Genomic DNA, 26,548 nt, shown 5'->3' with positions numbered 1-26,548 from the left:
GCGCCTAGCCTTTCATGATTTCGGGCGCGGCCTGCTTCACGGCGGCGACGATGTTGGGATAGGCAGCGCAGCGGCAGATGTTGCCGCTCATATATTCGCGGATGTCGACCTCGCTGTTCGCATGTCCTTCCTTGACGCAGGCAACCGCGGACATGATCTGGCCGGGCGTGCAATAGCCGCACTGGAAGGCGTCGTTGTCGATGAAGGCTTGCTGCATCGGATGCAGGCGGTCGTCGGTCGCAAGACCCTCGATCGTCGTGATCTCCTGCCCTTCGGCCGCGAGCGCGAGCGTCAGGCACGACAGGACGCGGCGATCGTCGATCAGAACCGTGCAGGCGCCGCACTGGCCGTGGTCACAACCCTTCTTGCTGCCGGTGAGCTTGAGATGTTCACGCAGTGCGTCGAGCACCGTGGTGCGCGGGTCGATGTGCAGGCGCTTGTCCTTGCCGTTCACCCTCAGCGTGACCTCGACCGGAAGCGACGGATCCTGCGCCAGAGGCGCATTCGCATCCTGTGCAGCCACACGCGCCGTCATCGGAACCAGTGCACCGCCAGCGGCGCCGGCCAAGAAGGCGCGCCGATCGAATCGGGATGTCGTGGAACTTGATTTGTCGGACATGGGCCGGCCTCCGCCGCAATCTGCAAGGCGCACGCCTGCGCCGCTCATCGCCCCTTAACTTGGGGCAATGAGTGCAGTTCCGAACGCAAAAGGGCGGCGCAGCAAATGCCGCGCCGCCCTTCGTCAACTTTTCCTGATCGTGTGGGCGGAACCTCAGCTCAATAGCCGAGCGCGCAGCCATCCTTGCGCGGATCGGAGCCGCCGGTGAGCGTGCCCTTGTCCCAGTCGATCCAGATCGCCTGGGCGCCGCCGAGCGGGCCGACCACGCTGGTGGTCTTGTGACCAAGCTTCTTCAAGCCCTCGACGATCGCGGCCGGCACGCTGTCCTCGAGCTGGTACTGGCCCTCGTAGTGCAGGCCGCGGGGCATGTCGATCGCCTCCTGCACGTCGCAGCCGTAGTCCAGGATGTTAGTCAGCACGCGGGTCTGGCCGACCGGCTGATACTGGCCGCCCATCACCGCGAACGGCATCACGGAGCGGCCCTCCTTGGTGAGCAGGCTCGGCATGATCGTGTGCAGCGGACGCTTGCCGCCTTCGATGCAGTTCGGGTGACCCGGCTGGATGCGGAAGCCACCGGCGCGGTTCTGGAACAGGACGCCGGTCTTGTTGGAGACGATGGCCGAACCGAAGGAGTGCGCGATCGAGTTGATGAACGAGCAGACGTTGCGGTCCTTGTCCACGACGGTGATGTAGATGGTCGACGGGTTCATCGGCGGCGCGACGTTCGGCAGGTCGAGCATGCCGTCCATGCGGATCTTGGCGATATGCTCGTCGCAGAACTCCTTGGCGAGGATCTTGGCGACTTCGATCTGCATGTGCTTGGGATCGGCGACGTGCAACTCGCGATGCATGTAGGCGATGCGCGCTGCTTCCGCTTCGAGATGGAAGCGCTCGGTGCTGAGGGGCGCGTATTTCGTCAGGTCGAACCGCGACAGGATGTTCAGCATCAGCAGCATGGTGAGGCCGGGCCCGTTCGGCGGGCACTGCCAGACGTCGTGGCCCTTGTACATGGTGCCGATCGGCGTCGTCACCTCCGTGGTATGCGCAGCGAAATCGTCGAGCGTGTGCAGGCCGCCGATCGAACGCAGGGTCTCGACCATGTCTTCCGCGATCGCGCCCTTGTAGAAGGCGTCGCGGCCGTCCTTGGCGATCGCGCGCAGGGTCTTGCCAAGCTCGGCCTGGCGAATGACGTCGCCGACCACCGGCGGCTTGCCGCCCGGCAACAGGTAGCGCACGGTATTGGTGCCATTCTTCAGCTTCTCGAACTGGTTCTTCCAGTCGAAGGCGATGCGGGGCGCGACGACATAGCCTTCCTCGGCGGCCTTGATCGCGGGCTGAAGCAGGCGATCGAAACCGAACTTGCCGTGGTCGCGCAGAACCGTCGCGAAGGCGTCGATCACGCCGGGAATCGAGACCGCATGCGCCGAGGTCAGCGGCACGGAGTTGATCTTGCGCTCGAGATACCAGTCGGCGTTCGCCGCCTTGGGCGCGCGGCCGGAGCCGTTATAGGCGATGATCTTGCCCTCGCCGCGCGGCTGGATCAGCGCAAAACAGTCCCCGCCGATGCCGGTCGACTGCGGCTCGATCACGCCGAGCAGGGCAGAGGCGGCAACGGCCGCGTCCACCGCCGTGCCGCCCTCGCGCAGCACCTCGATCGCCGCGAGCGAGGCTTGCGGATGCGAGGTCGCCACCATCGCGTTGGTGGCGTGGACCGTGGACCTGCCGGGAAAATGAAAGTTTCTCATCGAATGTCTTGCTCTCTTGGCCGTCGGCGCGGGTGGCGCACCATCTCGAAAACCGCGTCTACATGACACATTCCGGCCCGGCGGGGCAATGCTGGCATACCAGGAAAATGGCTGCCATCCGCTGCGCGTATGGACCTTTCTGCGCTGCCCGCCATGCGGGTTTTCCGGATGGCTGCCGCCTGCTAAACGGGCCGCCATGTCTGGTCCGAGTTCAGCCGCCAAGGTCGCGGCCTTCTATCAATTCGTCGCCCTCCCGGATTACCGCGAGCTGCGCGAGCCGCTACGCGCCTTCTGCGCCGACCTCGAGCTGAAGGGCAGCGTGCTGCTGGCGCAGGAGGGCATCAACGGCACGGTCGCCGGTGCGCCGGAGGCGATCGATGCGTTCGTCCATGGGCTCGCGCACGGCGACCTGTTCGGCGGCCGGCTCAACAATCTCGAATTGAAGTTCTCGGCCGCCGAGGCGATGCCGTTCGGGCGGCTCAAGGTGCGGCTGAAGAAGGAGATCGTCACGCTCGGTGACGCGGCTGCCGATCCGACCCGCAAGGTCGGCACCTATGTCGATGCCGCCGAGTGGAACGCGCTGATTGCGGCGCCCGACACGTTGCTGCTCGACACCCGTAACGCCTTCGAAGTGGCCATGGGGACATTCGAGGGCGCGATCGATCCCGGCATCAAGAGCTTTGGCCAATTCAAGGAATTCGCCGCAGTCGAGCTCGATCCGGCCAAGCACCGCAGGATCGCGATGTTCTGCACCGGCGGCATCCGCTGCGAGAAGGCGAGCGCACACCTGCTCGCACGCGGCTTTGCCGAGGTCTATCACCTCAAGGGCGGCATCCTCAAATATCTGGAGGAGGTGCCGGAGGCGGAGAGCCGCTGGCGCGGCGAATGCTTCGTGTTCGACGAGCGCGTGGCGCTCGGCCATGGTTTGCGCGAACGAGGCTTGCTCAAACAGGAAATGGAGCACGGCCGTGACGAATGAGATCAAGGCGCTGAGCGATCGCATCGACACGCTGGAGACGCGCCTCGCCTACCAGGACGACACGATCGAGACGTTGAACCAGACGATCACCGCGCAGTGGAAGCAGATCGACACGCTGACGCGGCAGATCACGCAGCTCAACGAGCGACTCCAGGAGGCCGAGGCAAATGCGCCCGGGCCTGCCAACGAGCCTCCGCCGCATTATTGAGAGGGGTTTCTACTGGCCGGACGCCTTGGGGAGCAAGCTCATGAGCTCGCCGGACATCATCAGGCGGTCGCGGCCTGCATCCTTGGCGGCGTAGAGCGCGCGGTCGGCGGCTTCGACCAGCGATACCACTCCCGCCGTGCGCTCCAGCGCCGGCCGGCAGGTCGCACCGCCGACCGAGGCGGTGACGAATCCAGAAGCAGGATTGGCGCGATGAACGAGGCCTGCCTCGTGAATGGCGCTGCGGATCCGCTCGCCGACCGCGGCGCAGCCGGCGGCGTCGATGTTCGGCAGCAGCATGGCGAATTCCTCGCCGCCATAGCGCGCCGCCAGATCGCCGACGCGATGCGCCTCGGCGGCGATGATCTTTGCGATCAGGCGCAGGCAGGCATCGCCCGCGGGATGGCCGTATTCGTCGTTGTAGGCCTTGAAGTGGTCGACGTCGATCATCAGCAAAGCGAGGCTGGATCGGTCGCGATAGGCGCGCGCCCACTCCTCCTTGAGCCGCTCGTCGAAGTGGCGACGATTGGCAAGGCCGGTGAGGCTGTCCTCGGTCGCGAGCGTTTCGAGCCTGGTTTCCAGCTTCTTCTGCTCGGTGATGTCGCGGGAAATCGCGACCACACCATCGACACGGCCATTGTCCTTGCGCGTGACCCGCATGGTCGATTCGAGCCAGATTTCGCCGTTCAGCCGGTGCGAGTTGCGGTAGGTGAGACGCGCCTCCTCCTTCTCGCCGCGCTTGATCGCATCGACGATCGCCTGGACCCCCGGCAGATCCTCCGGATTGATACCCGCAAGAGCCGGCGTGCCGACCAACTGATTGGGGCGCCAGCCGACGACGCGGACCGACGACGGTGAGACATAGCGCAGCCGTTCGTCTTGTCCGATGCGCGTCACCATGTCGCTGGAGCCTTCGGCAAGCAGGCGGAAATGGGCCTCGGTTTCGGCGAGCGCGACGGCCATGCATTGCCCACGGTGCAACTGCCGCACCAGTACGCCGCCGATGACCGCGATCAGCATAACCAGCGCGAGCACGTAGAGCATGCGGGAGATGGCGGCGGCGCGCCAGGGCGCGAGCAACGCCTTCTTGTCCAGCGTGGCCACCAGGACGAGCGGATACCGTCCGCTGCGCCAGAAGAAGCTGACGCGCTCGGCGCCATCCAACGGCGATTCGAAATGAAAGGCTCCGCTCGGCCGTTGCAGGCTGGCATCGCGGAAGAGCGCGGTGTCCGCAACACTGCGCCCGACGAACTTCTCGTTGCCTGGATTGCGTGCGATGATGATGCCGTCGCCATGCGTCAGTGCAACGGAGCTGTTGCGGCCGAGCTCGAATTGCTCGTAGAAGTGCGAGAGATATCTGGAGCTGATGGTCGCGAGCACCACGCCGCCGAAGCTGCCGTCCTGCTTGTTGAACCGGCGCGACAGAGTGACCACCCACTCGCCGTCGAGCAGACTCTTCACGGGGCGGCCGACATAAGGCTCTCGTTTCGCGGAAAGCTGATGCTGGCGGAAGAACGCATCATCGCTGAGCGTGGAGCCGATCGTGCCGGGCGAGGTCAGCCAGTTGCCCTGATCGTCGAGGACGGCGAGGCCGTGGATCCGCGGTATCGCCTGCTTACGCGCTTCCAGGATTCTACCGAGCTTCCCGATCGTCTCGGGACCAGTGCCGTCGATCTCCAGCCGGCCGACGACCCCGACAATGCCGGAATCCAGGAGATCGAGGCTGTCCTCGGCATGTTGGGTCAGCGAACGCGCAACGTTTGCCAACTCCGTTTCGGCGCTCCTGAGCATCGAGTCGCGGGCGCTCCATTCGCGCCAGCCGCTGACGCCCAAGATGGCCACGCACGTGAGCACGACGAAGGCGGCCGCGCGCAGCGGCAGGCGGCTCCATCCAGCTCGTGGGGAAACGGCGTTCATGCGGCAGTGGTCTCCGATTGCCGGAACCTCTGCCGCTTCTGTTATCGAACCCTGAAGGCACCGCCGCAATACGCGGCACGCGTCCGGATTTCCAGTAGTCCTACGGAGGACCGGATCATCTCATCGCTAACAAGACGCTAGCGAACCTATCGGAATCCGGCGCCCGGACCCGCTAGCTGAAGATGGCCTTAACCTTCTCCCAGAGCGAGGGCTGGTCGGCATCCGCATCGGCCTTCGAGGGCGTCGGCTGCGCGGCACTGACGGGATCCGAGGCCGGGAACGTGTCCTGCAGCCCCGCGTCGAGCTTGGTGTTGCGGTCGGCAGCGAGCGCCTCGTGCGGGTCGACGGCGTGCTTATCGTGCGGCGCGGGGTTGAATGTCTCAGCCATGATTTCCTCCATGGGCTGTCAACGCAGCCCTGTCGCGCTGGTTCCCCTGTTCCGCCGCGGGCTGGCGGTGTATCAGGAGCCATAACCGTCTGCAGGATCATTCGTGCCCCAGTCTCCGACGAAACCTTTCATCGACGTGCTCTCCGGCCGGCGCCAGACTATCCCGCCTTTGTGGATGATGCGCCAGGCCGGGCGCTACCTTCCGGAGTATCGCGAGGTACGCGCCAAGGCTGGCGGCTTCCTCGATCTCTGCTTCAACCCGGAGCTTGCCGCCGAGGTGACGCTGCAGCCGATCCGCAGATTCGACTTCGATGCCGCGATCATCTTCTCCGACATTCTGGTGATCCCCTATGCGCTCGGTCGCTCGGTGCGGTTCGAGGTCGGCGAAGGCCCACGGCTCGAGCCGCTGGACGATCCGGCCAAGGTCGCGACGCTGGCCGCGCAGGCCGACTTCGGCAAGCTCAAGCCGGTGTTCGAGGCGCTGAAGATCGTGCGCGGCACGCTCGATCCCAAGGTGGCCCTGATCGGCTTCTGCGGTGCGCCCTGGACGGTTGCGACCTACATGGTCGCGGGCCACGGCACGCCGGACCAGGCGCCGGCGCGGATGATGGCCTACCGGCATCCGGAGGCCTTTGCGAAGATCATCGATGTGCTGGTCGACAGCTCGATCGAATATCTGCTGGCGCAGCTCGCGGCCGGCGCCGACGCGTTACAGATCTTCGATACCTGGGCTGGCGTATTGCCGCCGGCCGAGTTCGCGCGCTGGTCGACCCAGCCGACGCGGCGCATCGTGGAGGGCGTGAGGGCCAAGGTGCCGGACGCGAAGATCATCGGCTTCCCCCGCGGCGCCGGCGCGCTGCTGCCCGGCTATGTCGAGGCAACCGGCGTCAACGCCGTCAGCATCGACTGGACCGCGGAGCCGTCCTTCATCCGCGAGCGCGTGCAAAGCAAGGTCGCCGTGCAGGGCAATCTCGATCCGCTGGTGCTGATCACAGGCGGCGTCGCGCTCGACCGCGCGGTCGACAACGTGCTGGCGAATTTTGCGCAAGGGCGGCTGATTTTCAATCTCGGCCACGGCATCCAGCCGGAAACGCCGATCGCCCATGTCGAGCAGATGATCAAGCGCGTACGGGGCTGATTTATTTCGTCTCTTCGGGAGCGGCAAAACAAAAACTGCGAAAACAACCCCATGCACAGTAGACAAGTCATTGAAAACTTTAGGCTGGCATGGCTCGTCCCGCGCGTTTGACACGTCGGGCAAAACAGGCGCACGATGACATCATCGCCGGTCGTAGTTTCACAGGCAGGCCAATCAGCGCGGCCGGCTGCGCTCGATGATCTCGGCCGCTCCCTTCGCCAGCAAATCCAATCCCACGGCACGCCCGAGCTCACGCGGGCGGTTGGCGGGGCCTGAGCGCGAGGCTTCGATGATGGTGTTGCCGGAGAGGTCGAGCACGGAGGCGGCGAGTGACATCCGATCGCCTGCGATGGTCGAGAAGCCCGCGACGGGCGAATTGCAGTGACCGTTGAGCACCCAAAGCACCTCGCGCTCGGCATCGGCCGAGGCGTGCGCGGCGGGATCGTCGATCGATGACAGGATCTGCCGCGTCTGCCAGTCCTGCGCCGCGCATTCGACGGCGACGATGCCCTGCCCCGCCGCCGGCAGCATCTCCGCCGCGGTAAACTCATATGCGATGCGGTGCGCAAGACCGACGCGGTCGAGGCCCGAGCGGGCCATGATCAGCGCATCGGCCGGCCCTACCGCGCCGCCATCCGGCAGGCGCTGCTTTTCGCCGTTGTCGAGCTTGCGCACGCGCGTGTCGGCAGCGCCGCGGAAGTGGATGATCTCGACATCGGGGAACAGCCGCCGCGCATAGGCGGCCCGGCGTACCGCGTTCGTGCCGATCTTGAAACCCTTGCCGCGGGACTGACGCAGCGCCTCCAGGGTCACGCCATCGCGCAGCACCAGCGCGTCGCTCGGCGGATCGCGCGACAGCGTCGCGCCGATGACGAGGCCGGGTGTGTCCTCGTTGCCCGGCATGTCCTTGAGTGAATGCATTGCCGCCTGCAGCTCGCCCGACAGCACAGCGGCGCGGATCTGCGCCACGAAGGCGCCGCCCTTGCCGCCGTGCGGCAAGAGCTTGCTGGTCTGGTCGATATCGCCCGTGGTGTCGAACTTGACGATCTCGACGTCGAGGTCCGGCATCGCGGCGGTCAGGCGGCGGGCGATCTCTTCCGTCTGCGCCAGCGCCATCGCGCTCTTGCGGGTGCCGATCTTGAGTCGTGTAGCCAAGTCGTTCTCCATCCGGGACGCGTGCTCAGCGCGCATCCTCCAATATCATGTCGGAAGCCTTTTCGGCGATCATGATGATCGGCGCGTTGGTGTTCCCGGACACGAGGTCCGGCATGATCGAACCATCGACGACGCGAAGGCCTTCGAGCCCCCTCACCTTCAGCCGCTGATCGACCACCGCGAGCGCGTCGTTGCCCATACGACAGGTCGAGGTCGGATGGTAGATGGTGCTGCCGCGCTCCCGGCAATAATCCAGTATCTCGGCATCCGTGGATACCTTCCCGCCCGGGTCGTACTCGCTGACCACGAACGGTTTCAGCGCCGGCGCGTTCAGGATCTTGCGCAGGATCTTGAGGCCCTCGACGTTGGTGGTGCGGTCGGTCTCGGTCGACATGTAGTTGATGCGGATCTCCGGCGGCTCGGTCGGGTCGGCGCTCTTGATGCGCAAGGTCCCTCGGCTTTCGGGCCTGAGCTGGCAGACCGAAGCGGTGAAGCCGGAGAAATCGTGCAGCTTCTCGCCCATCTTGTCGGTCGAGAATGGCAGGAAGTGCACCTGGATGTCAGGCGACGCCAGCCGCTGGCTGGTCTTGAAGAACGCGCCCGCGGTGCCGGCCGCAATCGTCAACCAGCCCTTGCGGAACAGCGCATAGCGTGCGCCGGCCATGGTCCGGCGAAGCGGATGATTGATCGTGTCGTTCAGCGTGATCTTCTGCGAACAGCGCATCACGATGCGGACCTGCATGTGGTCCTGGAGATCGTGACCGACGCCGGCGGCGTCCAGCACGACGTCGATGCCGTGCTTGCGCAGAAGATCGGCGGGACCGACGCCCGAGAGCTGAAGGAGCTGCGGCGAATTATAGGCTCCGCTCGACAGCACGATTTCCTTGCGTGCTCGCGCGCGGCGCAAGTCCGCGCCTTGCCGATACTCGACGCCGACCGCGCGGCGGCCTTCGAAAAGGACGCGCTGAGCGTGTGCGGAGGTCTCGATCCTGAGATTGCCGCGCGTCCTGGCGGGGCCGAGATAAGCCACGGCCGTCGAGGCACGGCGGCCCTTGCGCGTCGTGGTCTGGAACAGGCCGACGCCTTCCTGCGTGGCACCATTGAAGTCGGGGTTGTAGGGCAGACCGGTCTCGACTGCGGCATCGATGAAGGCTTTCGACAGCGGATCGGTCACGATCATGTCGGACACCGGCAGCGGACCGCCCGTGCCATGATACTGATCGGCGCCGCGCGACTGGTTCTCGGCTTTCTTGAAGTAAGGCAGCACGTCGTCATAGCCCCAGCCGGTGTTGCCGAGCTGGCGCCAGCGGTCGTAGTCCTCGTGCTGGCCGCGGACATAGAGCAGGCCGTTGATCGAGCTCGATCCGCCCAGCGTCTTGCCGCGCGGCTGGAACACCTGGCGTCCCTTCAGCTCGGGCTCCGGCTCGGTCTGATACATCCAGTTGACCGTCTTCTCCTTGAACAGCTTGCCGTAGCCCAGCGGGACGTGGATCCAGATGTTGGAATCCTTCGGGCCGGCTTCGAGCAACAGCACGCTGTGCTTGCCGTTCGCCGAGAGCCTGTTGGCGAGCACGCAGCCGGCGGAGCCGGCGCCGACGATGATGAAGTCGAATTCGGGATCGGACGGCGTGAGGGAAGAATTTGCGTTCATGCACTACTGTTCTTTTTGTTGGTGTGGGCGTTTCCGTCGTTCACTTAGCACAATCATTCGCGCACGCGCAGCGCCTCGACCAGCGACTTGAACGCACGGGCATATTCCGCGCCGGCCCTTGCGATATCCGAGCGCCCGGCGCAGGCGACCGCGGCCTCCGTCACCGCGCCGAGCAGCAGCCGCGCCAGCGGCTCGACCGGCTGCCGCGCAATCAGGCCAGCCTCCATCGCCGCCGCAATCGCGCGCGGCAGCTTGCCGCCGAAATGCCTGGCATCGATCTCGCGCCAGCGTTCCCAGCCGAGCACGGCGGGACCGTCGCGCAAGATGATCCGGCCGGTCGGGCCCTTCGCGGTCGCCGCAAAGTAATGCTGGGTGCCGGCGACCATCGCAGCGAGAACATCCTTCTCGGCCCGTGCCGTGCGGTCGATCTCGGCGACGAGGTCGCGCGAGACGTGGTCGAACACCGCTTCGAACACCGCCTCCTTGGTCTTGAAGTGATGATAGACCGCGCCCTTGGCGACGGAAGCACCTTCCGCGATCTCGTCCATGGTGGTGGCGGCGAAGCCTTGCGTCCCGAACAGGCGGCGCGCCGCCGTCAGGATCGCTTCCGTGGTCGCCGCCCGTCTCTCCGCCTGTTTCGCCATCAGCCCGTCTGAGTTTCGCCTCTCCCGGTCGAGGAGGCGTTCCGATTTCCTGGCTCGGATCGATCAACTCACTCTTGCTTTAATCCAGTTGAGCGCCGGCAACCAGTTGACTTTTCGACCACCGGTCGGTATTTACCGACCACAAGTCGGTTTTTTTTGGGAGGCAAGCTGTGCCGAGCCGTGATGTCGTTGAAGCCTTTGCGCAGCGGCTGGAAGCCGGAGACTTCATTGGCGCGATCGAGCAATTCTGCACGCCCGATGCCGTGACCTACGAGAACAACACCGCCCCGACGCTAGGGCGCGACAAGCTCGTCGCCAAGGAGCGTGGCGTGCTGGCGGCCTCCAGCGAGGTCAAGGCCGTCCGCGTCGGGCCGAGCCTGATCGAAGGCGACCACGTCGCGACCCGCTGGATCTTCAGCTTCACCAACGCCGAAGGCGTCACGCGGACGCTGGACGAGATCGCGTGGCAGACCTGGCGTGGCGATAGACTGGTCGAGGAGCGCTTCTATTACGATCCGAAGCAACTGGGACGGTGATAGTGGACTGAGGGCGTTGAACCTTCGCAGCGTCATGGCCGGGCTTGTCCCGGCCATCCACGAGCTTTCCTGCGGCACGAAGAACGTGGATGCCCGGGACAAGCCCGGGCATGATGGACCTGCGGCGATCGCTTCGGATACAATTGCCTACCCCCGCCACCCTGCATATGTATCGATTTGTTATCGATACTCCCTCACGAACACGCAGAAGTGCTCTGAGCGACGCCTGCCGGCGTAGATAGTTCATAGTTCGTCAAAGGTTTGCGGCGAATCCTCGCGCGCGCCGGACAAACGGCCCGAGCAGGCTCTGGAATGCGGACTCAAACGACCAACTATGTCGCACGGCTGTTCGCCGGCGATCTGTCGGCCTTTGGCGGTCCCGCAACTGACGAGGCCATGGCCGGGCATATCCGCGCCGAACAGATGTCGCTCGTGCTCGGCTATTCGGTCGGCATCATGCTCGCCAATGCATGCAACGCCATCGTGCTCGCCATCGCACTGTGGCAGTCGCCCGACAGGACGGCTGCCCTGATCTGGGCGGTCGCTGTCGGCACCGTCGCGATCGGATTCGGCCTGCAATCCCGCGCTGCGCGCCGCATCACCAAGCCGCTATTCGTCTCGCGCCGCGCCATGCATCGGCTGGTACGCAATGCTTTCCTGCTCGGCGTGGCCTGGGGCATTGTCCCGGTCGCCTTCTTCGCTGACGCTTCGACCGGCGGACAGCTCGTCATCACCTGCCTGTGCTCGGGCATGCTGGCCGGCGGCGCGCTGGCCTTCGCCACGATCCCGATCGCGGCCATCGCTTTCACGACCCCCATCTTCGTCGGGATCGCCATCTGCCTCGGCAGGAACGGCGACCTGGCTTTCCTTCTGATCGCCTTTCTCGTCGTGGTCTATGGCGGCGTCCTGCTGCGCGGCGTATTCGTCAATTCGTTCTCGTTCGCGCGGCGCGTGATGCGGCAGATCGAGGCCGAGCGCACGGTAAGGCTGGATCCCCTCACCCATCTGCCCAACCGCGTCGCCTTCAACGAAACGCTCGATGCGGCGCTCAAGCGGCTGGCGTTGTCGGGTGAGGAATTCGCGGTACTGCTGCTCGACCTCGATCGCTTCAAGGAGGTCAACGATCAGTTCGGTCATCCCGCCGGCGACGAATTCCTGGTCCAGGTCGCAGGCCGCCTGCAACGCTGCACACGCGCAGCCGAGCATGTCGCGCGCATCGGCGGCGACGAGTTCGCGCTGGTGATGAACAATGTGGCGCGGCCGGAAGACGCGCTCGAGATCGCCGAACGCTTCGTCGCGGCCTTCACCGAGCCGTTCCAGTTCGAGGGTCGCCGGATCGTCGGCGCGACCAGCGTCGGCATCGTGCTGGCGCCGCGCGACGGCAACACGCCGTTCGATCTCATGAAGAATGTCGATGCCGCACTCTACCGCGCCAAGAAGGCGGGACCCGGCACCGTCTGCTTCTTCGAACAAGCCGATGACAGGCTGTCCCGCGACCGCAAGGCGCTGCAATCGGACCTCGAGGGCGCGATCGCAAGGGACGAGCTGTTCCTGGTGTTCCAGCCGTTCCTCGATCTCGGCGACAGCCGCATCACCGGCTTCGAGGCGCTCTTGCGCTGGCAGCATCCGACGCGCGGACTGGTGCCGCCCAGCGAGTTCATCCCGATCGCCGAGGAGACCGGGCTGATCCACGAGATCGGCGAATGGGTCGTCCGCCGTGCCTGCGCGACGGTCGCCGAGTGGCCACAGGAGATTCGGGTGGCCGTGAATTTCTCGGCAGCGCAGTTTCACAACACAGGCATCCTCCAGATTATCGTGCAGGCGCTCGCCGAGGCCAAGATCGCCCCGCACCGGCTCGAGATCGAGATCACGGAATCGATGCTGCTGTCGAAATACGGTTCGGCCGCGACGGTCCTGAATGCGCTGCTGGAGCTCGGCGTCACCGTGGCCCTGGACGATTTCGGCACCGGCTTCTCATCCTTGACCTACCTGCGCAAAGTGCCGTTCAGCCGTATCAAGATCGACCAGTCCTTCATCCGCGACATGCTGCAGCAACCGGACTGCGCCGCGATCGTGAAGTCGGTGATCTCACTCGCCCGCGACTTGCAGATCGGCGTCGTCGCAGAAGGCGTCGAGACCGCCGACCAGCTCGAATATCTGCGCCAGTTCGGTTGCGACGAGGCGCAGGGCTATCTCATCAGCCGGCCGGTGTCGGCAGATGGCGTGCTGGCGTTGCTGGATAGGAAGAGGCTTCGGGTGAATTTTGCGGCGTAGGCGCGATGGATTGCGATTCCTGCTGCCAAGAAGGCAGTGCGCTCCCTCCCCCGCTTGCGGGGGAGGGCTGGGGAGAGGGTGTCTCCGCAGAGAGACTCCTCCAGAAGAGAACCCTCACCCACGCCTTCGGCGCGACCTCTCCCGCAAGCGGGAGAGGTGGAGACCGCGGCGCCTTCCATTGCTCCTCAAAGGGAATCTCGCCCCGGGCTCAAATCGCATCCGCGCGCAGCAGCGTGTCCACGGTGATGGTGCCGCGGGCGCGGGAGACACAGGCGCAGATCTTCTGGTTGCTTTGCTTCTGGTGATCGCTGAAGAAGACGTCGCGATGGTCGATTTCGCCGTCGACGTCGACCACGTCGATGGCGCACAATCCGCATTCACCGCGTTTGCAGTCGTACATCACCTCGTGGCCGCTGGCGTTGAGCACGTCCAGCATCGAGCGCTCGCGCGGGATTTCGAGTTCGATGGCCGAGTCCTTCAATCGGACGCGAAACGTTTCTGTCGGCAGCGTGCCGCTGGAGCCGAAGGTCTCATAGCGGAGATCGGGAAGCGGATGACCGGCGCCGATCCAGGCGTGGCGCGCCGCGTCAAGCATGCGCATCGGGCCACAGAACAGCGCGAGCGTGCCCTGGGGAAGTGAAGCAAACAGGCCGTCGAGATCGAGCCTGTTGCCTTCGTCGCTGGCATGAACGACGAGGCGATCGCCGAGCACCGCGGCGAGATCATCGAGATAGGCAGCATCACTGCGCGAGTGCACCGCGTAGTGCAGTCTGACATTCGCCCCGCGGCGGGCCAGCGCCTGCGCCGCCCCGACGATCGGGGTGATGCCGATGCCGCCGGCGATCAGGCAATAGTCTTCGCGGCTCCAGTCCACCGCGAGCAGCGAGGCGGGCTGCGTGATGTCGAGCCGCGCGCCCGGCTGCAGGGACCACATGTAGCGGGAGCCGCCGCGGGAATCGTCGGCGCGGCGCACCGCGATGCGCAGGCCACGCGACGAGGCTTCGCCGACCAGCGAATAGGACCGCGTCTCCGGCTGGCCGTCGATGGTCACGCTGACATTGATGTGGCTTCCGACCGGATAGGCCGCGCCGTTGAACTGGTCCGGCAGGATCATGAATTCGCGGATGCCGGGGGCAAGGTCGCGCGTCGACACCAGCGTCGCCGGAATCCAGGTTTCGATGAAGCGCATGGCACTCCCCTAGTCGGTTGCGGTCTTGATCAGCGCGAGCGCCGGCAAGAGGTCGAGATGGGTCCGGTTGCGTAGCGCGAGGCGCAGGTTTCGCACAGCGAGACGCGCGTGCTCACGCATGATGGCCTCGGCGCGCGCGCCTTCGCGGTTCTCGATGGCGTCGATCACGACGCGATGGTGCTCCTGCCCGATGATCAGGATCTGCTGCGCCTCCGGCAGCGCCGACTGCGCCATCACGAAGCCGCTCGGGGACGCAAACGGCAGCGCCGAGGCGCGGTCGATCTGCCGGATCAGCGGTGGGCTGCGCGACAGTTCGGTGAGCACCGCGTGGAAGCGCGCATTCAGCGTGACATAGGACGAGAAGGCATCGACCGAGATCGGCACCTGCCGCAGCAATTCGTCGATCGCCGCGAGGCATTCCTTCAGCGGCTCCAGCTCGCGGGCCGAGACCCCGCGCTCGGCGGCGAAGCGCGCAGCAAGGCCTTCGAGCGTGCCGCGCAGCTCGATGGAATCGGAGATGTCGCGCTCCGAAAACGCCTTCACCATGAAGCCGCCGGAGGGAATCGCCTCCAAGAGGCCCTCTTCCTCCAGCCGCACCAGCGCCATGCGCACCGGCGTGCGCGAGGCGCCGGTGGTCTCCACCGCCTGAAGCTCGGAGATGCGCTCGCCGGGGCGCAACGCGCCCGACAGGATCTGGTCCCGCAGCGCGAGCTGCGCCTTCACTGTCTGCGAGACGGAGCGGTCGACGTCACGCTCGGCCATGGCCTACTCCGCGGCCTGGAGGCGTGGCGGCGCGTTCTCCTTGGCAATCATCTTGTCGATCAGCTTGCGCGACCACATCGCGCCGGCGTCGATGTTGAGGTTGTAGAAGATGCGATCCGGGTTCTCGTCCATCGCGCGCTGCTGCGCCTCGAGGATCAGCTCGTCCTCGCGGAAGATGCCGGAGACGCCCTCGCGGATCTCGGTGGTGATGCGCTGCTCGCCGAGGCGGTAGTTGCGGACGAAGGCCCAGAAATAATGGCAGGTCTTCTCTGTCTCCGGCGTGATGGTATTGAGCACGAAGCCGTTGACGCCCTGCGAGCGGTCGCCCTCCGGCGCTCCGGTGCCGGCCGGCGCCACGCCGACGTCGATCGCGATGGTGCACGGCGCCTCGAAACGGATGATCTGCCAGCGGTCGACGAGGCCGGGCTTGCCGAGCTGCTTGGCCCAGAACGGCGGCGGCTCGATGCCGCGCATCCAGCGCGTCACCGTCACCGTCTTCTCGCCATGGGTGACGTCGAACGGCGCCTCCGCAACGGCGTCATTGCCGATCGAGGAGCCGTGCACGAAGGTCTCGTGGGTGAGGTCCATGAGATTGTCGAGCACGAGGCGATAGTCGCAATTGACGTGGATGGTCTTGCCGTCGCCGGCCCAGGCCGGATCGTGGTTCCAGTGCATGTCCGGAACGAGCGCGGGATCGGCGAGCGCGGGGTCGCCCATCCAGAGCCAGATATAGCGATGGCGCTCGACCACGGGATAGGCGCGCACACAGGCCGACGGATTGATGGTCTCCTGCGAGGGCATGAAGGTGCAGCGGCCTTGCGCATTGTATTTCAGACCGTGATAGCCGCAGACGACGGTGTCGCCTTCGAGGCGGCCCTTGGACAGCGGCACCAGGCGGTGCCAGCAGGCATCCTCCAGCGCAGCCACCGAGCCATCGGCCTTGCGGTACATCACGACATGCTTGCCGCAGATCGTCCGCGGCAGCAGCGCCGGCTTCACCTCGGCGTCCCAGGCGGCGGCGTACCAGGCATTCATGGGGAAGGGCTTTGTCATGTGTCTCGCTCCCACGGCTTATGAATACTTTATGTATACATTAGCGGAGAAGAAAGATCATTCAAGGCAAATTATCAGCTATTATAGTACCTCTGAAGGACACAATGTATACAGACCAACGCGCCGAATGAAATGCCCTGACATGGGCGGCCATCCACGCGTTGCCGCTCGGCACGTCACCGTGGATGCCCGGGACCAAGCCCGGCCACGACGACCTTTTCCAATGATAGAGACGTCATCGTTCTGGGGTTCGGGGCGCCTACGCCCCGAACACCTTCGCCAGCCCAGCCTGCGCTTCTTCCTGAATCTTCTTCAGGTGCTCGGTGCTGCGGAAGCTTTCCGCGTAGATCTTGTAGACATCCTCGGTGCCCGAGGGCCTTGCAGCGAACCAGCCGAAATCGGTCTCGACCTTGATGCCTCCGAAGGATTGGCCGTTGCCGGGCGCCTTGCTCAGCGTGGCGCGAACCGGATCGCCGGCGAGATCCTTCAGGCCGAGCTGCTCGGGCGTGACGGACTTCAGAATGTTCTTCTGCGGACCTGTCGCGGCGACGTCGATGCGCGCGTAATGGGGCATGCCGAACTCGGCGGTGAGGTCGCCGAAGAGCTGGCTGGGATCGCGGCCGGTCTTCGCCGTGATCTCGGCTGCCAGCAGGCCGAGGATGATGCCGTCCTTGTCGGTGGTCCACACCCCGCCGTCGCGGCGCAGGAACGAGGCGCCTGCGCTCTCCTCGCCGCCGAAGCCGAAGCCGCCGGTGAGGAGGCCGTCGACGAACCATTTGAAGCCGACCGGCGTCTCGACCAGCTTGCGGCCGAGCTTTTTCGCGACGCGATCGATGATCGAGCTCGACACCACGGTCTTGCCGATCGCGGCATCATTGCCCCAATTCGGACGGTGCGCGAACAGGTAGGAGATCGCGGTCGCCAGATAATGGTTCGGATTCATCAGGCCGCCGGTGCGCGTCACGATGCCGTGGCGATCGGCGTCGGTGTCGTTGGCAAACGCGACGTCGAAACGGTCGCGCATCGCGATCAGGCTCGCCATCGCGTAGGGCGAGGAGCAATCCATGCGGATCTTGCCGTCCCAGTCCACGGTCATGAAGCGGAAGGTGGGATCGATCGCCTCGTTCACGACGGTGGCCTTGAGGCCATAGCGCTCGATGATCGGATGCCAGTAATGCACGGCGGCACCGCCGAGCGGATCGATGCCGATGGTGACACCGGCGGATTTGACGAGGTCGAGATCGACGACATTGCCGAGATCGGCGACGTAGGGCGTGATGAAGTCGTAGGCGTGGACATTCGCGGACTTGCGCGCCTTGGCATAGTCGATGCGCTTCACGTCCTTCAGGCCGTCGGCCAGATAGGCGTTGGCGCGCTTCTCGACGACGCCGGTCACGTCCGTATCCGCCGGGCCCCCATGCGGCGGATTGTATTTGTAGCCACCATCCTCCGGCGGATTGTGCGAGGGGGTGATGACGATGCCGTCGGCGAGGCCGCTGGCGCGGCCCTTGTTGTAGGTGAGGATGGCGTGCGAGATGACAGGCGTCGGCGTGTAGCCGCCGTCCTTGTCGATCATGATCTCGACGCCGTTGGCGGCGAACACTTCGATGGCGCTGACGAGCGCCGGCTCGGCCAGCGCGTGGGTGTCGATGCCGATGAAGAGCGGGCCCGTCAGCCCCTTTTCTCTTCGGTAATCACAAATGGCCTGCGTGGTCGCGAGGATGTGGCCTTCGTTGAACGTGTTCTTGAACGAGGTGCCGCGATGGCCCGAGGTGCCGAACGCGACGCGCTGCGCCGGATCCGATGCATCCGGCTTGCCGGCGAAATAGGCCGTCACCAGCCGCGGAATATTGGTGAGCGCGTCCGGCGAGGCCTGCTTGCCCGCCGCGGGATGAACATCAGCCACTGAAATTTCCTCGTCCTGTCGTGCAGAAATCGCCGGATACCATAGCATCGGCCGGGCGTCCGCCAAGGCACAACACGGGTGATGGGGATGGCGTTCCCTGGGCATTAACCCGGAATGAATGCCGTAGCCCGCATGAGCAAAGCGATAAATGCGGGGCCATCTGCCCCGGATGTCGCTCCATCATCCGGGCTACGAAACCGTGCTATGCTCTCCGCCAACGGTGCCTTTTCAATCGTCCCATGATTCCATCGCGCAAGCTGCTTCCGCTGATCGCTAGCCTGGTCTTCGGCCTCACCTTGGCTGGCCCGCCGGCGCGGGCCGCCGAGTTCTACACCCAGGACCTGCGCATCCCGATGGCGGAGGCGGGACCTCAGGGGCTGGAGGCGTTCCTGGTGCGCCCTGCGGGGACAAAGCGGTATCCGCTGGCGCTGCTGAGCCACGGCTCGCCGCGCAAGTTCGATGACCGCACGACGATGTCGGCGCACAAATATTACGGCATCGCACTCGAATACGCCCGGCGCGGCTTTGCCGCCTTGATCGTGATGCGGCGCGGCTACGGCACCTCGCCCGGCGGTCGTGTCGACGGCGTCGGCGGCTGCGCGAAGGCGGCGTACCTGCCGGCGAGCTCGGTCGCGGTTGCCGATCTGCGTGCCGCGATCAATGCGATGGCGCGCCGGGCCGACGTGACGACGTCCGGCATGATCGCGGCTGGCCATTCCGCCGGCGGGCTCGCAACGGTCGCGCTGAGTGCGCAGGCCCCGCCCGGCCTCGTCGCCGCGATCAGCTTTGCCGGCGGCCGCGGCTCGCGGAACGACGACGACGTCTGCAATCCCGATGGGCTGGTGAAGGCCTTCGCCACCTTCGGCAAGACATCGCGCGTGCCGATGCTGTGGGTCTACGCCACCAACGATTCCTACTTCGGTCCCGACCTCGCGCGCCGCCTCCATGACGGCTTTCGCGCCAGTGGCGGCAATGCGACGTTCATCGCGGCGCCGCCTTACGGCGACGACGGCCATCATCTCTATTCGGTCGCGGGCCGCCCGCAATGGACGCCCTATCTCGACGCGTTCCTGCGGGAGCGCGGCCTCGTCGAGCGCGACATGCTGGGCCCGCCCGATCCGCTGCCGCCGCCACGTCAGCTCGACGCGGCCGCGCGCGCCGAGTTCGCGCGCTATCTCGCGAGCATGCTGCCGCACAAGGCTTTTGCGGTGGCGCCGAACGGCGGCTATGGCTGGCGCTCTGGCCGCGCGACGGCCGACGATGCCCGGCGCGACTCGCTGGCGGCGTGCCTGAAATGGTCGCCCGCCTGCACGCTTTATGCGGTCGATGACGGGTTGGCCGAGCCTTCGCCGGCGGCCTCCACCGATCAGAGCGCCCGCGCACGGCAGTGACGGCGCGCCAGATGCCGGTTTGTTAACTCCCGGGCTCTATGAGAAATCCATGCTGTGGGATCGGGCATGCTTCTATCTCGGCGCGGCGGGGAGACACGTGGCGGTCGTCCTGCTTTTGTCAGCCCCGATCTGCGCGCATGCGAGCGACGGCGATACCGACGGGCCGCGCACGACCTCGACAATCGCCAACGCCAGGACGGAGCTCGGCGCCGGCGAGACACCGACATCCCGGGCCATGATCCGGAAAATCATCGAGAGAGAAACCGCAAACACCAATCTATCGGCCGATATCGCCGAAGCCGTCGTCTTCGTCGAAAGCGGCTATAATCCGGGGGTCATCGGCAGCGCCGGCGAGATCGGCCTGATGCAGGTGCGGCCCGAGACGGCCGCGATGCTGGGCTTCCGGGGAAGCGACGCAGAACTCGCAGAACCGGACGTCAATATCCATTACGGCGTGCTTTATCTCAGCCGGGCCTGGCGTCTGGCGGGCGGGGATCTCTGCCGGGCCCTGATGAAATACCGGGCAGGTCATGGCGAGGAAGAGATGACCGCGCGGTCGCAGGTCTATTGCAACCGAGCCCGCAACCGTCTCGTCGCGATGAACGCGATGTCGACAGGGGCCGAAGCCGCGGCTGCTCCGGATCCGGCGCATCCGGTCGCTGCTGTGACTCCGGCAAAACCGGCGAGCCGCCCGAAGATGCCGGTGCAGCCCAGAACGGTCTATGCACGCTATCGCCAGGGTACCGCGGCCGCCAGCCGCGCCTATTGGGTCGCGCACGAAGCCCGGATCAGCCAAATCAAGGCGCGCATCGAAGCCAGATGGAAGCGCGTCGCATCGCGTTGACGGTGGGCCGGCCTCTCACCTGGAGCCTTTCCCGTTCCGATGGAATCGGAACGCGGCTCCAGATTCTCGTCTTGACGCGTTTTCTTGACACGAACCGGTGTCTACTTCGCTCGAAAACGCCCTACGGCCGCTCGCTGAGCGCGAGCTTGTAGCCGACGCCGGTGACGGTTGCGATCACCGGCGTGCCGCTGCCGATCAGCTTGCGGCGCAGCCGCGCCACCAGCGCATCGACCGTGCGGATGTCGACTTCAGCCTGACGGTTGCTGACCACCTCGATCAGATAGTCGCGGCTCAGCGGCCTGCCGTCGGCCCCGACCAATGCGGCCAGCAGATCGAATTCGGCGCGGGTCAGCGCCACCGGCCTGCCGTCGCTGCCGAGCAATTCGCGCCGGGTCAGGTCGATGATCCAGTCGCCGAACGCGATCGAGTTGTGGTTGCGCGCCGCCTTGCGGTCGATCGAACGCCGCCGCAGCACGCTGCGCGCGCGCGCGAGCAAGTCGCGTAAGTTGATCGGCTTGGTGACGTAATGGTCGCCGGCGATCTCGAGGCCGAGGATGCGATCGACGTCGGTGTCGCGGCGGGTCACGAAGATGATGCCGGCGTTGCTGGTCGCCTGGATCTCCTTGGCGAGCTCGAAGCCGTCGCCGTCGGGCAGCTGCACGTCCAGGAAGACGAGATCGGTGCGCGCGCGAAGCGCCTGGCGGCACTCCGCGCAGGAGCCGGCGCCGACCACGTCGAAACTGTTCTCGTTGAAGTAACCGACCAGCATGGTCCGCGTCACCGGATCGTCCTCGACGACGATTAGCCGCTCGCGGCCGATAGGACGTAACTCCTGACGGGCGGAATCGGCCACGATGTTGGATATCCTGTGCGCCTGCGGCCCGGCCTGAAAACCCAGATCGTCGCGCAACGCGCGGTCCTGTGAACGACCATTCACGACCTGTTCGAGCCCCCGAAATTTGCCTGCCGCGATACTAGGCGTGTTGTGCTGCCCAAACAATATTGGTCATGGCCTTGCCGCATTAAGCATGAATTGGCCCACACTTCTCATCCCGCGCATCATCGCGCCGGGCAAGGTTCGCGCGAACGCCACCGGCCCGGCTCATGACCGACCCCGCGCATGATCGCGCAACCGGCAACGCCGATCTCCCGTTTCCTTCATAGGCGGTCTTGTCTGGCCTGCCTCTTCGCTCGCTCAGAATCTGATCTAACGCGCGAGCTCTGAAGATATTGCTCTCAGGACGATCCGACCTCGATCCGGAACGACAGCTGCTCTTGCGCGTCCGGCGCAATGTGCATCAGGCCCGGCTTGTCGGTGAACTCGCCGTCGAAGCCGGCGGGACTGGCATGGCCGCGCCACGGCTCGATGCAGAGGAACGGCGCGCCTGCCGGCTTCGACCAGACGCCGAGTTCGCGAAAGCCGCGCCAGGACATTTTCAACCACGGTCCGGCCGATGCGCCCTGCCCGGCGGCATAGCGGACCGAATTGCTCTCGATCCGGTCGAAGATGATGGCGTCGTCGGTGAACAGGGATTCGGCCAGGGGTAGCAAGGCGCCTTGGACCGGGCTCGGCTCCGCTGCCGGCCGCAACAGACCACCATCGAGACGGCGGACCGGCGACGATTCTGCGCTGGCGAAAGTCAGCGCATAGCTCTCCTTTGCCGCGCCGGGCTGGAGCGGCCAGTTGAAGGCGGGATGGCCGCCGATCGAAGCCGGCAATGTCTCCTTGCCGGTGTTGGCGATGGTGAGCGTCAGATCGAGGCCGGACTCGTCGATCGCATAGGCCGCCGTGAGCCGGAACGCGAAGGGATAGAGCGCGCGGGTCGTCTCATCGTCATCGAGCACCAGCGTGCAGCGACTCCCGCCGCGTTCAGCCCACACAAAGCGGCTGTCGCGGGCAAAGCCATGCTGGGTCATCCGATACGTCTTGCCCCGGTGCCGCAATTCGTCGTTGGCGAGCCGCCCGACGATCGGAAACAACAGCGGCGCGTGCCGGGGCCATTCCGGCCCCGCCTGCCAGACGAATTCGAGACCTGTGCCATCCTTCAGGGAGCACAGCTCGGCACCATGCGCCTTGACGGTGGCGCTGAGGGAGCTGCTGTGGATGGTGTGAGTGTCATCGCTCATGCGGGACGTCTACACCGCGACCTCACACGCAGCAAGGCGAGGCGAGCCATGCAGACGGAGACCCGGCTCCCGCGAAGGTTCGTCATATTTCTGTACCTAACAGTTGCTCCCTTGCGCCTCGTCCACCGCCTGCGTCCCGCAGTCCGGGGTCGAACTCCGATCAGAAGTAGTGGTAGCCAATTGAAATTCTTCATCAACGGCCGCTTTCTGTCGCAAAAGCTCACCGGCGTTCAGCGCTATGCCGCCGAAATCGTGAAGGCGATCGACGCGCAGCTGGCCTCGGAGCAGACTCCCGCCTCGCTGCGGAGCGCAGACTGGCAGTTGCTGACGCCGATGGATGCAAGTGAGGACCTTCACCTCGAACGAATCAAGATTCGTACCGTCGGCCGCCGGCGCGGACATGCCTGGGATCAGATCGATCTGGCCCGCGCCGCTACAGGAGGCCGCTTGATCAGCCTGGCCAATTCCGGGCCGGTGTTCCATCGCGACCATATTGTCGTGATCCACGACGCTCAGGTCTTTCGCAGGCCCGACTTCTTCAACTGGCGCTATCTGGCGGTTCACCGCACGATGGGACGGCTGCTGGCCCGGCATGCAAGCATCGCGACCGTCTCGGCTTTTTCGCGCAGGGAGCTTGCAGAGGTGCTGAATCTGCCGGCAACGGACATCCCGGTCTTCCCCAACAGCGCAGAACATTTCGCGAAGACGAGGCCTGATCCCGGCATCATTGCGCGGCTCGGCGTTCAGCCGCAGAAATTCTTTCTCTACGTGGGCTCGCGGACCAAGAACAAGAATCTTGCCGTCGCGATCCGCGCGGTCCAGCTGCTCGATCGGCCCGACGTTCCCCTGGTCATCGTCGGCGGCGACAACAGCAAGGTCTTCCAGGACAATTCGGGCCAAGGCGCTGCGGGCCTGCTGCTGGCGGGGCGCCTGACGGACAGCGAGATTGCAGCTCTCTATGCGCATGCATCGGCATTCGTGTTTCCCTCGCTCTATGAGGGATTCGGCGTGCCGCCACTCGAAGCCATGATCTTCGGTTGTCCGGTCATCGCCTCGACGGCCGATGCCGTCGTGGAGACGTGCGGTGACGCTGCTGCGTATTTTCGCGCCAGCGATGCCGACGCGCTGAAGCAGCTCATGCTTGAAAGACTGGCAGCCGGCACAATCTCCGATCAGGAGCGCATGAAGCAGCAAGATCGCATTGCGTTCTATTCGTGGAAGAAATCAGCGAAAGCGCTGCTCGATCACCTCGCCGGGCCGGCAAGCGTCGCCAGCGCCGCTTGAAATTCCGCGCAACTCGCCCATGGCGCGCAATGGTTTTTGCACAATCGGTTTGCAACTCACTGCTTCATTTCTGGTTCCATGAAGCATTCCGAAGTTTGCTATGATTCGTCGGTGCAAAGAAGTTGGCGCAACATCACCACATCGCTGCCCCAATATCGCTACGTATTCGAGGAACTGTGTTCGCACAAGCGAGATCAGAACAAGGGTCCCCGATGTCCGGCTCTCCCACGCGGTTCAATGGAAAGCAAACGATGAAAGTGCTGCACATCGCGGAGACGATCCGAGGCGGGATTGCCAGCTATCTGAACGAGCTGCATCCGCAGCAACAGGCAAGCTTCGGCGCCGAGAACGTGCACTATGTCGTACCCTCCGATCATCGCCGCGACCTCGCCGCGATCGATGACAGCCAGATCACGACCTTCGAACGATCGGGCCGTGGCGTCTCCGGCCTGTTTCAGATGCTGCGCGCGAGCATGCAGGCGCTGGATGCCTTCCGGCCGGACGTGGTCCACCTTCACTCCTCGTTTGCAGGCCTCGTGCTTCGCCCCGCGCTGGCGGCCCGCCCTGACGGACCGCGCGTCGTCTATTGTCCGCACGGCTGGGCGTTTTCGCGCGAGACCGGCAGGCTCAGCCATCTCCTGACGAAAGCGGCGGAAAAGCTGCTTGCGCGCACGTCGGACCGAATCATCTGCATCTCGAGTGACGAGTTCAACGAAGCGGTCCGCGCCGGAATTCCGGCCGAGCGCCTGACCGTCGTGCACAACGGCATATCGAAGAGCCGCACGCCGCAGCCGATTGCGGCAGACTGGACTTCCAACAAGGTCAAGGTCCTGTTCATCGGGCGCCTGGATCGGCAGAAGGGCTTCGATCTCCTGATCGAAGCGGCGCGTTCGCTCGAGCATGTGCTGGACGTGCGCATGATCGGCGCCTCCGTCGTCAACAAGTATGAAGGCCCGGCCGTCCCGTCCAACGTGGCCCTGCTGGGCTGGCTGGATCGCCCGACCATCGAAACGCAGCTCGAGGCCGCCGATCTCGTCGTGATCCCGTCACGATGGGAAGCCTTCGGTCTCGTTGCGCTGGAAGCGATGCGTGCGGCCAAACCCATCCTGGCGTTCCGCAGCGGCGCATTGCCCGAGATCGTCGTCGACGGCGTCACGGGCGTGCTTTGCGAGCCGGTCGCCGTGGAGCCGCTCATCGACGGCTTCCGGCGCGCGCTCGATCTCGATCTCAAGGTGCTGGGACAGCGCGGCTACGACCGATTCAAGCAGCTTTATGACGTTCAGAAGACGCATGGGCAATTGCAGCAGGTCTATGCCGAGCTCCTTCAGGACGACCGGACACCGCTCGAAGCGAAGGCAGGGCTGCAATCGGATCTCTCCAAGAATTTCTGATGGCTTCACCGCTCCCACGCACCTTGGTTCGTGACAGCCTCCGCCTCGCGAGCCTCATCGCATCCATCTTCCTGCCGGTCTCCGTCTGCGCACAGCAGGCGCAACCGCTCGATACCCGATTCCTGCTCGGGGTCGGCACGCATCAGGGGTTGGGCGGCCCGGTGAGCGCGCGCGGATACGTACCGTCGGAGAACGTCGCCCAGATCAAGCAACTCGGCTTCAACGCCTTCCGCGACGATTTTCCCTGGTCCGATTTCGAGGTGGGTGGCCGCCGGATGGGCTTCACGCCCCGACTCGGCAGGCTCGAAGCGCAGGTCAAGTCCGGCGTCGCGCGCCCTCTCCTGATCCTCGCCTTCGGCCATCATCTCGTTCCGAATTCCTCGCCACCAACCACCGACGAGGCCCGGCAGCGGTTCGCCAATTATGCCGCTGCGGCGGCGCAATCGGTCGTGGCGCAGCAGCCGCTCTTCGAACTCTGGAACGAATGGAACCTGGCGGCGAGGAAGGATCCCGCGTTCTCGCCGGAAAACTATCGGGCGCTTGCCGAGGTCACGCGGCCGGCGGTCAAGCGGGTTGCGCCAAATGCGCCCTTTTTGGTTGGCGCGCTCGGCGACGATCTCGGCTGGGCATGGACGGAGAAGATGCTGCGGACCGGCATCCTTCAAGATGCGGACGGCGCTTCGATCCATCTCTACAATTTCTGCATGGGCCCGAGCAAACGCACCTCGGCCGAAATCATCGAAAGATTGACGGCGTTTCACCGCCTGGTCGGCCAGGCGAGCGGAAACCCCGACTTCCCGATCTATGTCACCGAGACCGGCTGGACCACGGCCGCTACCAACAAATGCGGCGTCAGCGAACAGGCCCAGGCCGACAATACGGCGCAACTGATCCTGTGGGCGTCGACCGCGACGCGCTGGCTCAAGGGAATGTGGTTCTACGAGCTCAAGGACAGTGGAAAGGACCCATCGGACCTGGAGCACAATTTCGGACTCTATCGTTTCGACAATTCGCCAAAGCCGGTCGCTTGCGCGGCTCAGGGCGCATGGGCATTCATTCGGTCCAGCCTGAGCGCCGAACGACGAGAGCTCGCCAACGGCGTCGTATCGATCAATGCATCGACGGCTTCCGGCGGCAGAGTTGCGGTCTGGTCGGAGGCACCGGATCGACGTTACGAGATCCGGCTCAAGGGCGATCCGCAAGGCGCGAACTTTGCGATGCCGTGCGACCAGGCGGCAAAGCCCGCGTCCGGGGTCTGGATCCCAGTCTCGAGCACACCAGTCCTGATTGCAGCCAATGGTAGTGCCGTTCCCGCCATGGAGATAAGGCCGGCGCGGTAGGCGCGATTTT

The 26,548-nt window shown here is 65.1% G+C and carries 23 protein-coding genes; 10 read left to right on the top strand and 13 right to left on the bottom strand.

Annotated elements, in window-relative coordinates:
• Window positions 1-4: 4 nt before the first annotated feature.
• A complete protein-coding gene (locus tag ACYCVF_RS09410; protein ID WP_459601898.1) occupies window positions 5-619 on the bottom strand; it encodes a (2Fe-2S)-binding protein in 615 nt (204 codons plus the stop codon).
• Window positions 620-777: 158 nt separating this feature from the next.
• Window positions 778-2,364, bottom strand: a complete 1,587-nt coding sequence (ggt, locus tag ACYCVF_RS09405) for a gamma-glutamyltransferase (protein ID WP_459601896.1) — start codon at window positions 2,362-2,364, stop codon at window positions 778-780.
• Between the two features lie 196 nt (window positions 2,365-2,560).
• Between ggt and trhO the strand changes: the two genes are divergently transcribed.
• Together trhO and ACYCVF_RS09395 are read left to right on the top strand one after the other, a co-directional pair.
• Window positions 2,561-3,343 carry an oxygen-dependent tRNA uridine(34) hydroxylase TrhO gene (gene trhO, locus ACYCVF_RS09400; protein WP_459601894.1) on the top strand — a complete coding sequence of 261 codons (783 nt, stop codon included), beginning with the start codon at window positions 2,561-2,563 and terminating at the stop codon, window positions 3,341-3,343.
• On the top strand, window positions 3,333-3,551 hold the full coding sequence (locus ACYCVF_RS09395; protein WP_459601892.1) for a SlyX family protein: 219 nt from the start codon (window positions 3,333-3,335) through the stop codon (window positions 3,549-3,551). Before trhO ends, ACYCVF_RS09395 begins: the two co-directional genes overlap by 11 nt.
• 9 nt (window positions 3,552-3,560) lie before the next feature.
• On the opposite strand, the gene ACYCVF_RS09390 is transcribed toward ACYCVF_RS09395, so the two are convergent.
• Together ACYCVF_RS09390 and ACYCVF_RS09385 are read right to left on the bottom strand one after the other, a co-directional pair.
• Window positions 3,561-5,465, bottom strand: coding sequence for a diguanylate cyclase domain-containing protein (locus ACYCVF_RS09390; protein ID WP_459601890.1), 1,905 nt, complete (start codon window positions 5,463-5,465; stop codon window positions 3,561-3,563).
• Between the two features lie 172 nt (window positions 5,466-5,637).
• Window positions 5,638-5,853: a hypothetical protein gene (locus tag ACYCVF_RS09385; RefSeq protein WP_459601888.1), complete on the bottom strand. Its 216-nt coding sequence runs from the start codon at window positions 5,851-5,853 to the stop codon at window positions 5,638-5,640.
• 103 nt (window positions 5,854-5,956) lie between these two features.
• Between ACYCVF_RS09385 and hemE the strand changes: the two genes are divergently transcribed.
• Window positions 5,957-6,991 (top strand): uroporphyrinogen decarboxylase, encoded by a 1,035-nt coding sequence (gene hemE / locus ACYCVF_RS09380; RefSeq protein ID WP_459601886.1) that lies wholly within the window; start codon window positions 5,957-5,959, stop codon window positions 6,989-6,991.
• Window positions 6,992-7,165: 174 nt separating this feature from the next.
• Here the strand turns inward: hemE and hemC are convergent, their stop codons facing one another.
• The 3 genes from hemC to ACYCVF_RS09365 are packed head-to-tail and all read right to left on the bottom strand — an operon-like array spanning window position 7,166 to window position 10,441.
• Entirely contained in the window at window positions 7,166-8,146 is a 981-nt protein-coding gene (gene hemC / locus ACYCVF_RS09375) for a hydroxymethylbilane synthase (protein ID WP_459601884.1), read from the bottom strand.
• A 25-nt stretch (window positions 8,147-8,171) separates the two neighbouring features.
• Complete coding sequence (locus tag ACYCVF_RS09370) at window positions 8,172-9,797, bottom strand: GMC family oxidoreductase (protein ID WP_459601882.1); 1,626 nt, start codon at window positions 9,795-9,797, stop codon at window positions 8,172-8,174.
• Between the two features lie 53 nt (window positions 9,798-9,850).
• A complete protein-coding gene (locus ACYCVF_RS09365) occupies window positions 9,851-10,441 on the bottom strand; it encodes a TetR/AcrR family transcriptional regulator (protein ID WP_459601880.1) in 591 nt (196 codons plus the stop codon).
• A 170-nt stretch (window positions 10,442-10,611) separates the two neighbouring features.
• On the opposite strand from ACYCVF_RS09365, the gene ACYCVF_RS09360 reads away from it, so the two are divergent.
• Together ACYCVF_RS09360 and ACYCVF_RS09355 are read left to right on the top strand one after the other, a co-directional pair.
• Window positions 10,612-10,977 (top strand): nuclear transport factor 2 family protein, encoded by a 366-nt coding sequence (locus ACYCVF_RS09360; RefSeq protein ID WP_459601878.1) that lies wholly within the window; start codon window positions 10,612-10,614, stop codon window positions 10,975-10,977.
• A gap of 312 nt (window positions 10,978-11,289) precedes the next feature.
• Window positions 11,290-13,251: a putative bifunctional diguanylate cyclase/phosphodiesterase gene (locus ACYCVF_RS09355; protein WP_459601876.1), complete on the top strand. Its 1,962-nt coding sequence runs from the start codon at window positions 11,290-11,292 to the stop codon at window positions 13,249-13,251.
• A gap of 208 nt (window positions 13,252-13,459) precedes the next feature.
• Here the strand turns inward: ACYCVF_RS09355 and ACYCVF_RS09350 are convergent, their stop codons facing one another.
• The 4 genes from ACYCVF_RS09350 to pgm form a co-directional block, all read right to left on the bottom strand.
• Entirely contained in the window at window positions 13,460-14,440 is a 981-nt protein-coding gene (locus ACYCVF_RS09350) for a PDR/VanB family oxidoreductase (RefSeq protein ID WP_459601874.1), read from the bottom strand.
• Between the two features lie 9 nt (window positions 14,441-14,449).
• A complete protein-coding gene (locus ACYCVF_RS09345; RefSeq protein WP_459601872.1) occupies window positions 14,450-15,202 on the bottom strand; it encodes a GntR family transcriptional regulator in 753 nt (250 codons plus the stop codon).
• Window positions 15,203-15,205: 3 nt separating this feature from the next.
• Window positions 15,206-16,255 carry an aromatic ring-hydroxylating dioxygenase subunit alpha gene (locus ACYCVF_RS09340; RefSeq protein WP_459601870.1) on the bottom strand — a complete coding sequence of 350 codons (1,050 nt, stop codon included), beginning with the start codon at window positions 16,253-16,255 and terminating at the stop codon, window positions 15,206-15,208.
• A gap of 259 nt (window positions 16,256-16,514) precedes the next feature.
• Complete coding sequence (gene pgm / locus ACYCVF_RS09335; protein ID WP_459601868.1) at window positions 16,515-18,161, bottom strand: phosphoglucomutase (alpha-D-glucose-1,6-bisphosphate-dependent); 1,647 nt, start codon at window positions 18,159-18,161, stop codon at window positions 16,515-16,517.
• A 239-nt stretch (window positions 18,162-18,400) separates the two neighbouring features.
• Between pgm and ACYCVF_RS09330 the strand changes: the two genes are divergently transcribed.
• Window positions 18,401-19,552 carry an alpha/beta hydrolase family protein gene (locus tag ACYCVF_RS09330; RefSeq protein ID WP_459601866.1) on the top strand — a complete coding sequence of 384 codons (1,152 nt, stop codon included), beginning with the start codon at window positions 18,401-18,403 and terminating at the stop codon, window positions 19,550-19,552.
• 97 nt (window positions 19,553-19,649) lie between these two features.
• Window positions 19,650-20,396, top strand: coding sequence for a transglycosylase SLT domain-containing protein (locus ACYCVF_RS09325; protein WP_459606544.1), 747 nt, complete (start codon window positions 19,650-19,652; stop codon window positions 20,394-20,396).
• A 121-nt stretch (window positions 20,397-20,517) separates the two neighbouring features.
• Here ACYCVF_RS09325 and ACYCVF_RS09320 read toward each other — a convergent pair whose 3' ends face one another.
• Window positions 20,518-21,333, bottom strand: coding sequence for a response regulator (locus ACYCVF_RS09320; protein ID WP_459601862.1), 816 nt, complete (start codon window positions 21,331-21,333; stop codon window positions 20,518-20,520).
• A gap of 299 nt (window positions 21,334-21,632) precedes the next feature.
• The gene (locus ACYCVF_RS09315) at window positions 21,633-22,523 is read right to left on the bottom strand and encodes an aldose 1-epimerase family protein (RefSeq protein WP_459601860.1); all 891 of its coding nucleotides are present in this window, start codon (window positions 22,521-22,523) and stop codon (window positions 21,633-21,635) included.
• Here ACYCVF_RS09315 and ACYCVF_RS09310 point away from each other — a divergent pair.
• From ACYCVF_RS09310 to ACYCVF_RS09300, 3 genes are all read left to right on the top strand, one after another.
• Window positions 22,464-23,807 (top strand): glycosyltransferase family 4 protein, encoded by a 1,344-nt coding sequence (locus tag ACYCVF_RS09310; protein ID WP_459601858.1) that lies wholly within the window; start codon window positions 22,464-22,466, stop codon window positions 23,805-23,807. The two genes, ACYCVF_RS09315 and ACYCVF_RS09310, sit on opposite strands and share 60 nt — an antisense overlap.
• Window positions 23,808-24,058: 251 nt before the next feature.
• A complete protein-coding gene (locus tag ACYCVF_RS09305) occupies window positions 24,059-25,198 on the top strand; it encodes a glycosyltransferase (protein WP_459601856.1) in 1,140 nt (379 codons plus the stop codon).
• On the top strand, window positions 25,198-26,538 hold the full coding sequence (locus ACYCVF_RS09300) for a hypothetical protein (RefSeq protein ID WP_459601854.1): 1,341 nt from the start codon (window positions 25,198-25,200) through the stop codon (window positions 26,536-26,538). Before ACYCVF_RS09305 ends, ACYCVF_RS09300 begins: the two co-directional genes overlap by 1 nt.
• The last annotated feature ends 10 nt before the right edge of the window (window positions 26,539-26,548 follow it).

The organism is Bradyrhizobium cedriense, from assembly GCF_054602315.1.
This window is presented reverse-complemented; position numbering and strand designations above follow the sequence as displayed.

Excerpts from the sequence above, each read along its gene's own strand:
- ACYCVF_RS09300 (WP_459601854.1), top strand. The coding sequence starts at position 25,198 with ATGGCTTCACCGCTCCCACGCACCTTGGTTCGTGACAGCCTCCGCCTC.
- ACYCVF_RS09345 (WP_459601872.1), bottom strand. The coding sequence starts at position 15,202 with ATGGCCGAGCGTGACGTCGACCGCTCCGTCTCGCAGACAGTGAAGGCG.
- ACYCVF_RS09340 (WP_459601870.1), bottom strand. The coding sequence starts at position 16,255 with ATGACAAAGCCCTTCCCCATGAATGCCTGGTACGCCGCCGCCTGGGAC.
- ACYCVF_RS09310 (WP_459601858.1), top strand. The coding sequence starts at position 22,464 with ATGCGCCTTGACGGTGGCGCTGAGGGAGCTGCTGTGGATGGTGTGAGT.
- ACYCVF_RS09315 (WP_459601860.1), bottom strand. The coding sequence starts at position 22,523 with ATGAGCGATGACACTCACACCATCCACAGCAGCTCCCTCAGCGCCACC.
- ACYCVF_RS09365 (WP_459601880.1), bottom strand. The coding sequence starts at position 10,441 with ATGGCGAAACAGGCGGAGAGACGGGCGGCGACCACGGAAGCGATCCTG.
- ACYCVF_RS09370 (WP_459601882.1), bottom strand. The coding sequence starts at position 9,797 with ATGAACGCAAATTCTTCCCTCACGCCGTCCGATCCCGAATTCGACTTC.
- ggt (WP_459601896.1), bottom strand. The coding sequence starts at position 2,364 with ATGAGAAACTTTCATTTTCCCGGCAGGTCCACGGTCCACGCCACCAAC.
- ACYCVF_RS09330 (WP_459601866.1), top strand. The coding sequence starts at position 18,401 with ATGATTCCATCGCGCAAGCTGCTTCCGCTGATCGCTAGCCTGGTCTTC.
- ACYCVF_RS09355 (WP_459601876.1), top strand. The coding sequence starts at position 11,290 with ATGCGGACTCAAACGACCAACTATGTCGCACGGCTGTTCGCCGGCGAT.
- ACYCVF_RS09390 (WP_459601890.1), bottom strand. The coding sequence starts at position 5,465 with ATGAACGCCGTTTCCCCACGAGCTGGATGGAGCCGCCTGCCGCTGCGC.
- ACYCVF_RS09305 (WP_459601856.1), top strand. The coding sequence starts at position 24,059 with ATGAAAGTGCTGCACATCGCGGAGACGATCCGAGGCGGGATTGCCAGC.
- ACYCVF_RS09385 (WP_459601888.1), bottom strand. The coding sequence starts at position 5,853 with ATGGCTGAGACATTCAACCCCGCGCCGCACGATAAGCACGCCGTCGAC.
- ACYCVF_RS09410 (WP_459601898.1), bottom strand. The coding sequence starts at position 619 with ATGTCCGACAAATCAAGTTCCACGACATCCCGATTCGATCGGCGCGCC.
- trhO (WP_459601894.1), top strand. The coding sequence starts at position 2,561 with ATGTCTGGTCCGAGTTCAGCCGCCAAGGTCGCGGCCTTCTATCAATTC.
- ACYCVF_RS09350 (WP_459601874.1), bottom strand. The coding sequence starts at position 14,440 with ATGCGCTTCATCGAAACCTGGATTCCGGCGACGCTGGTGTCGACGCGC.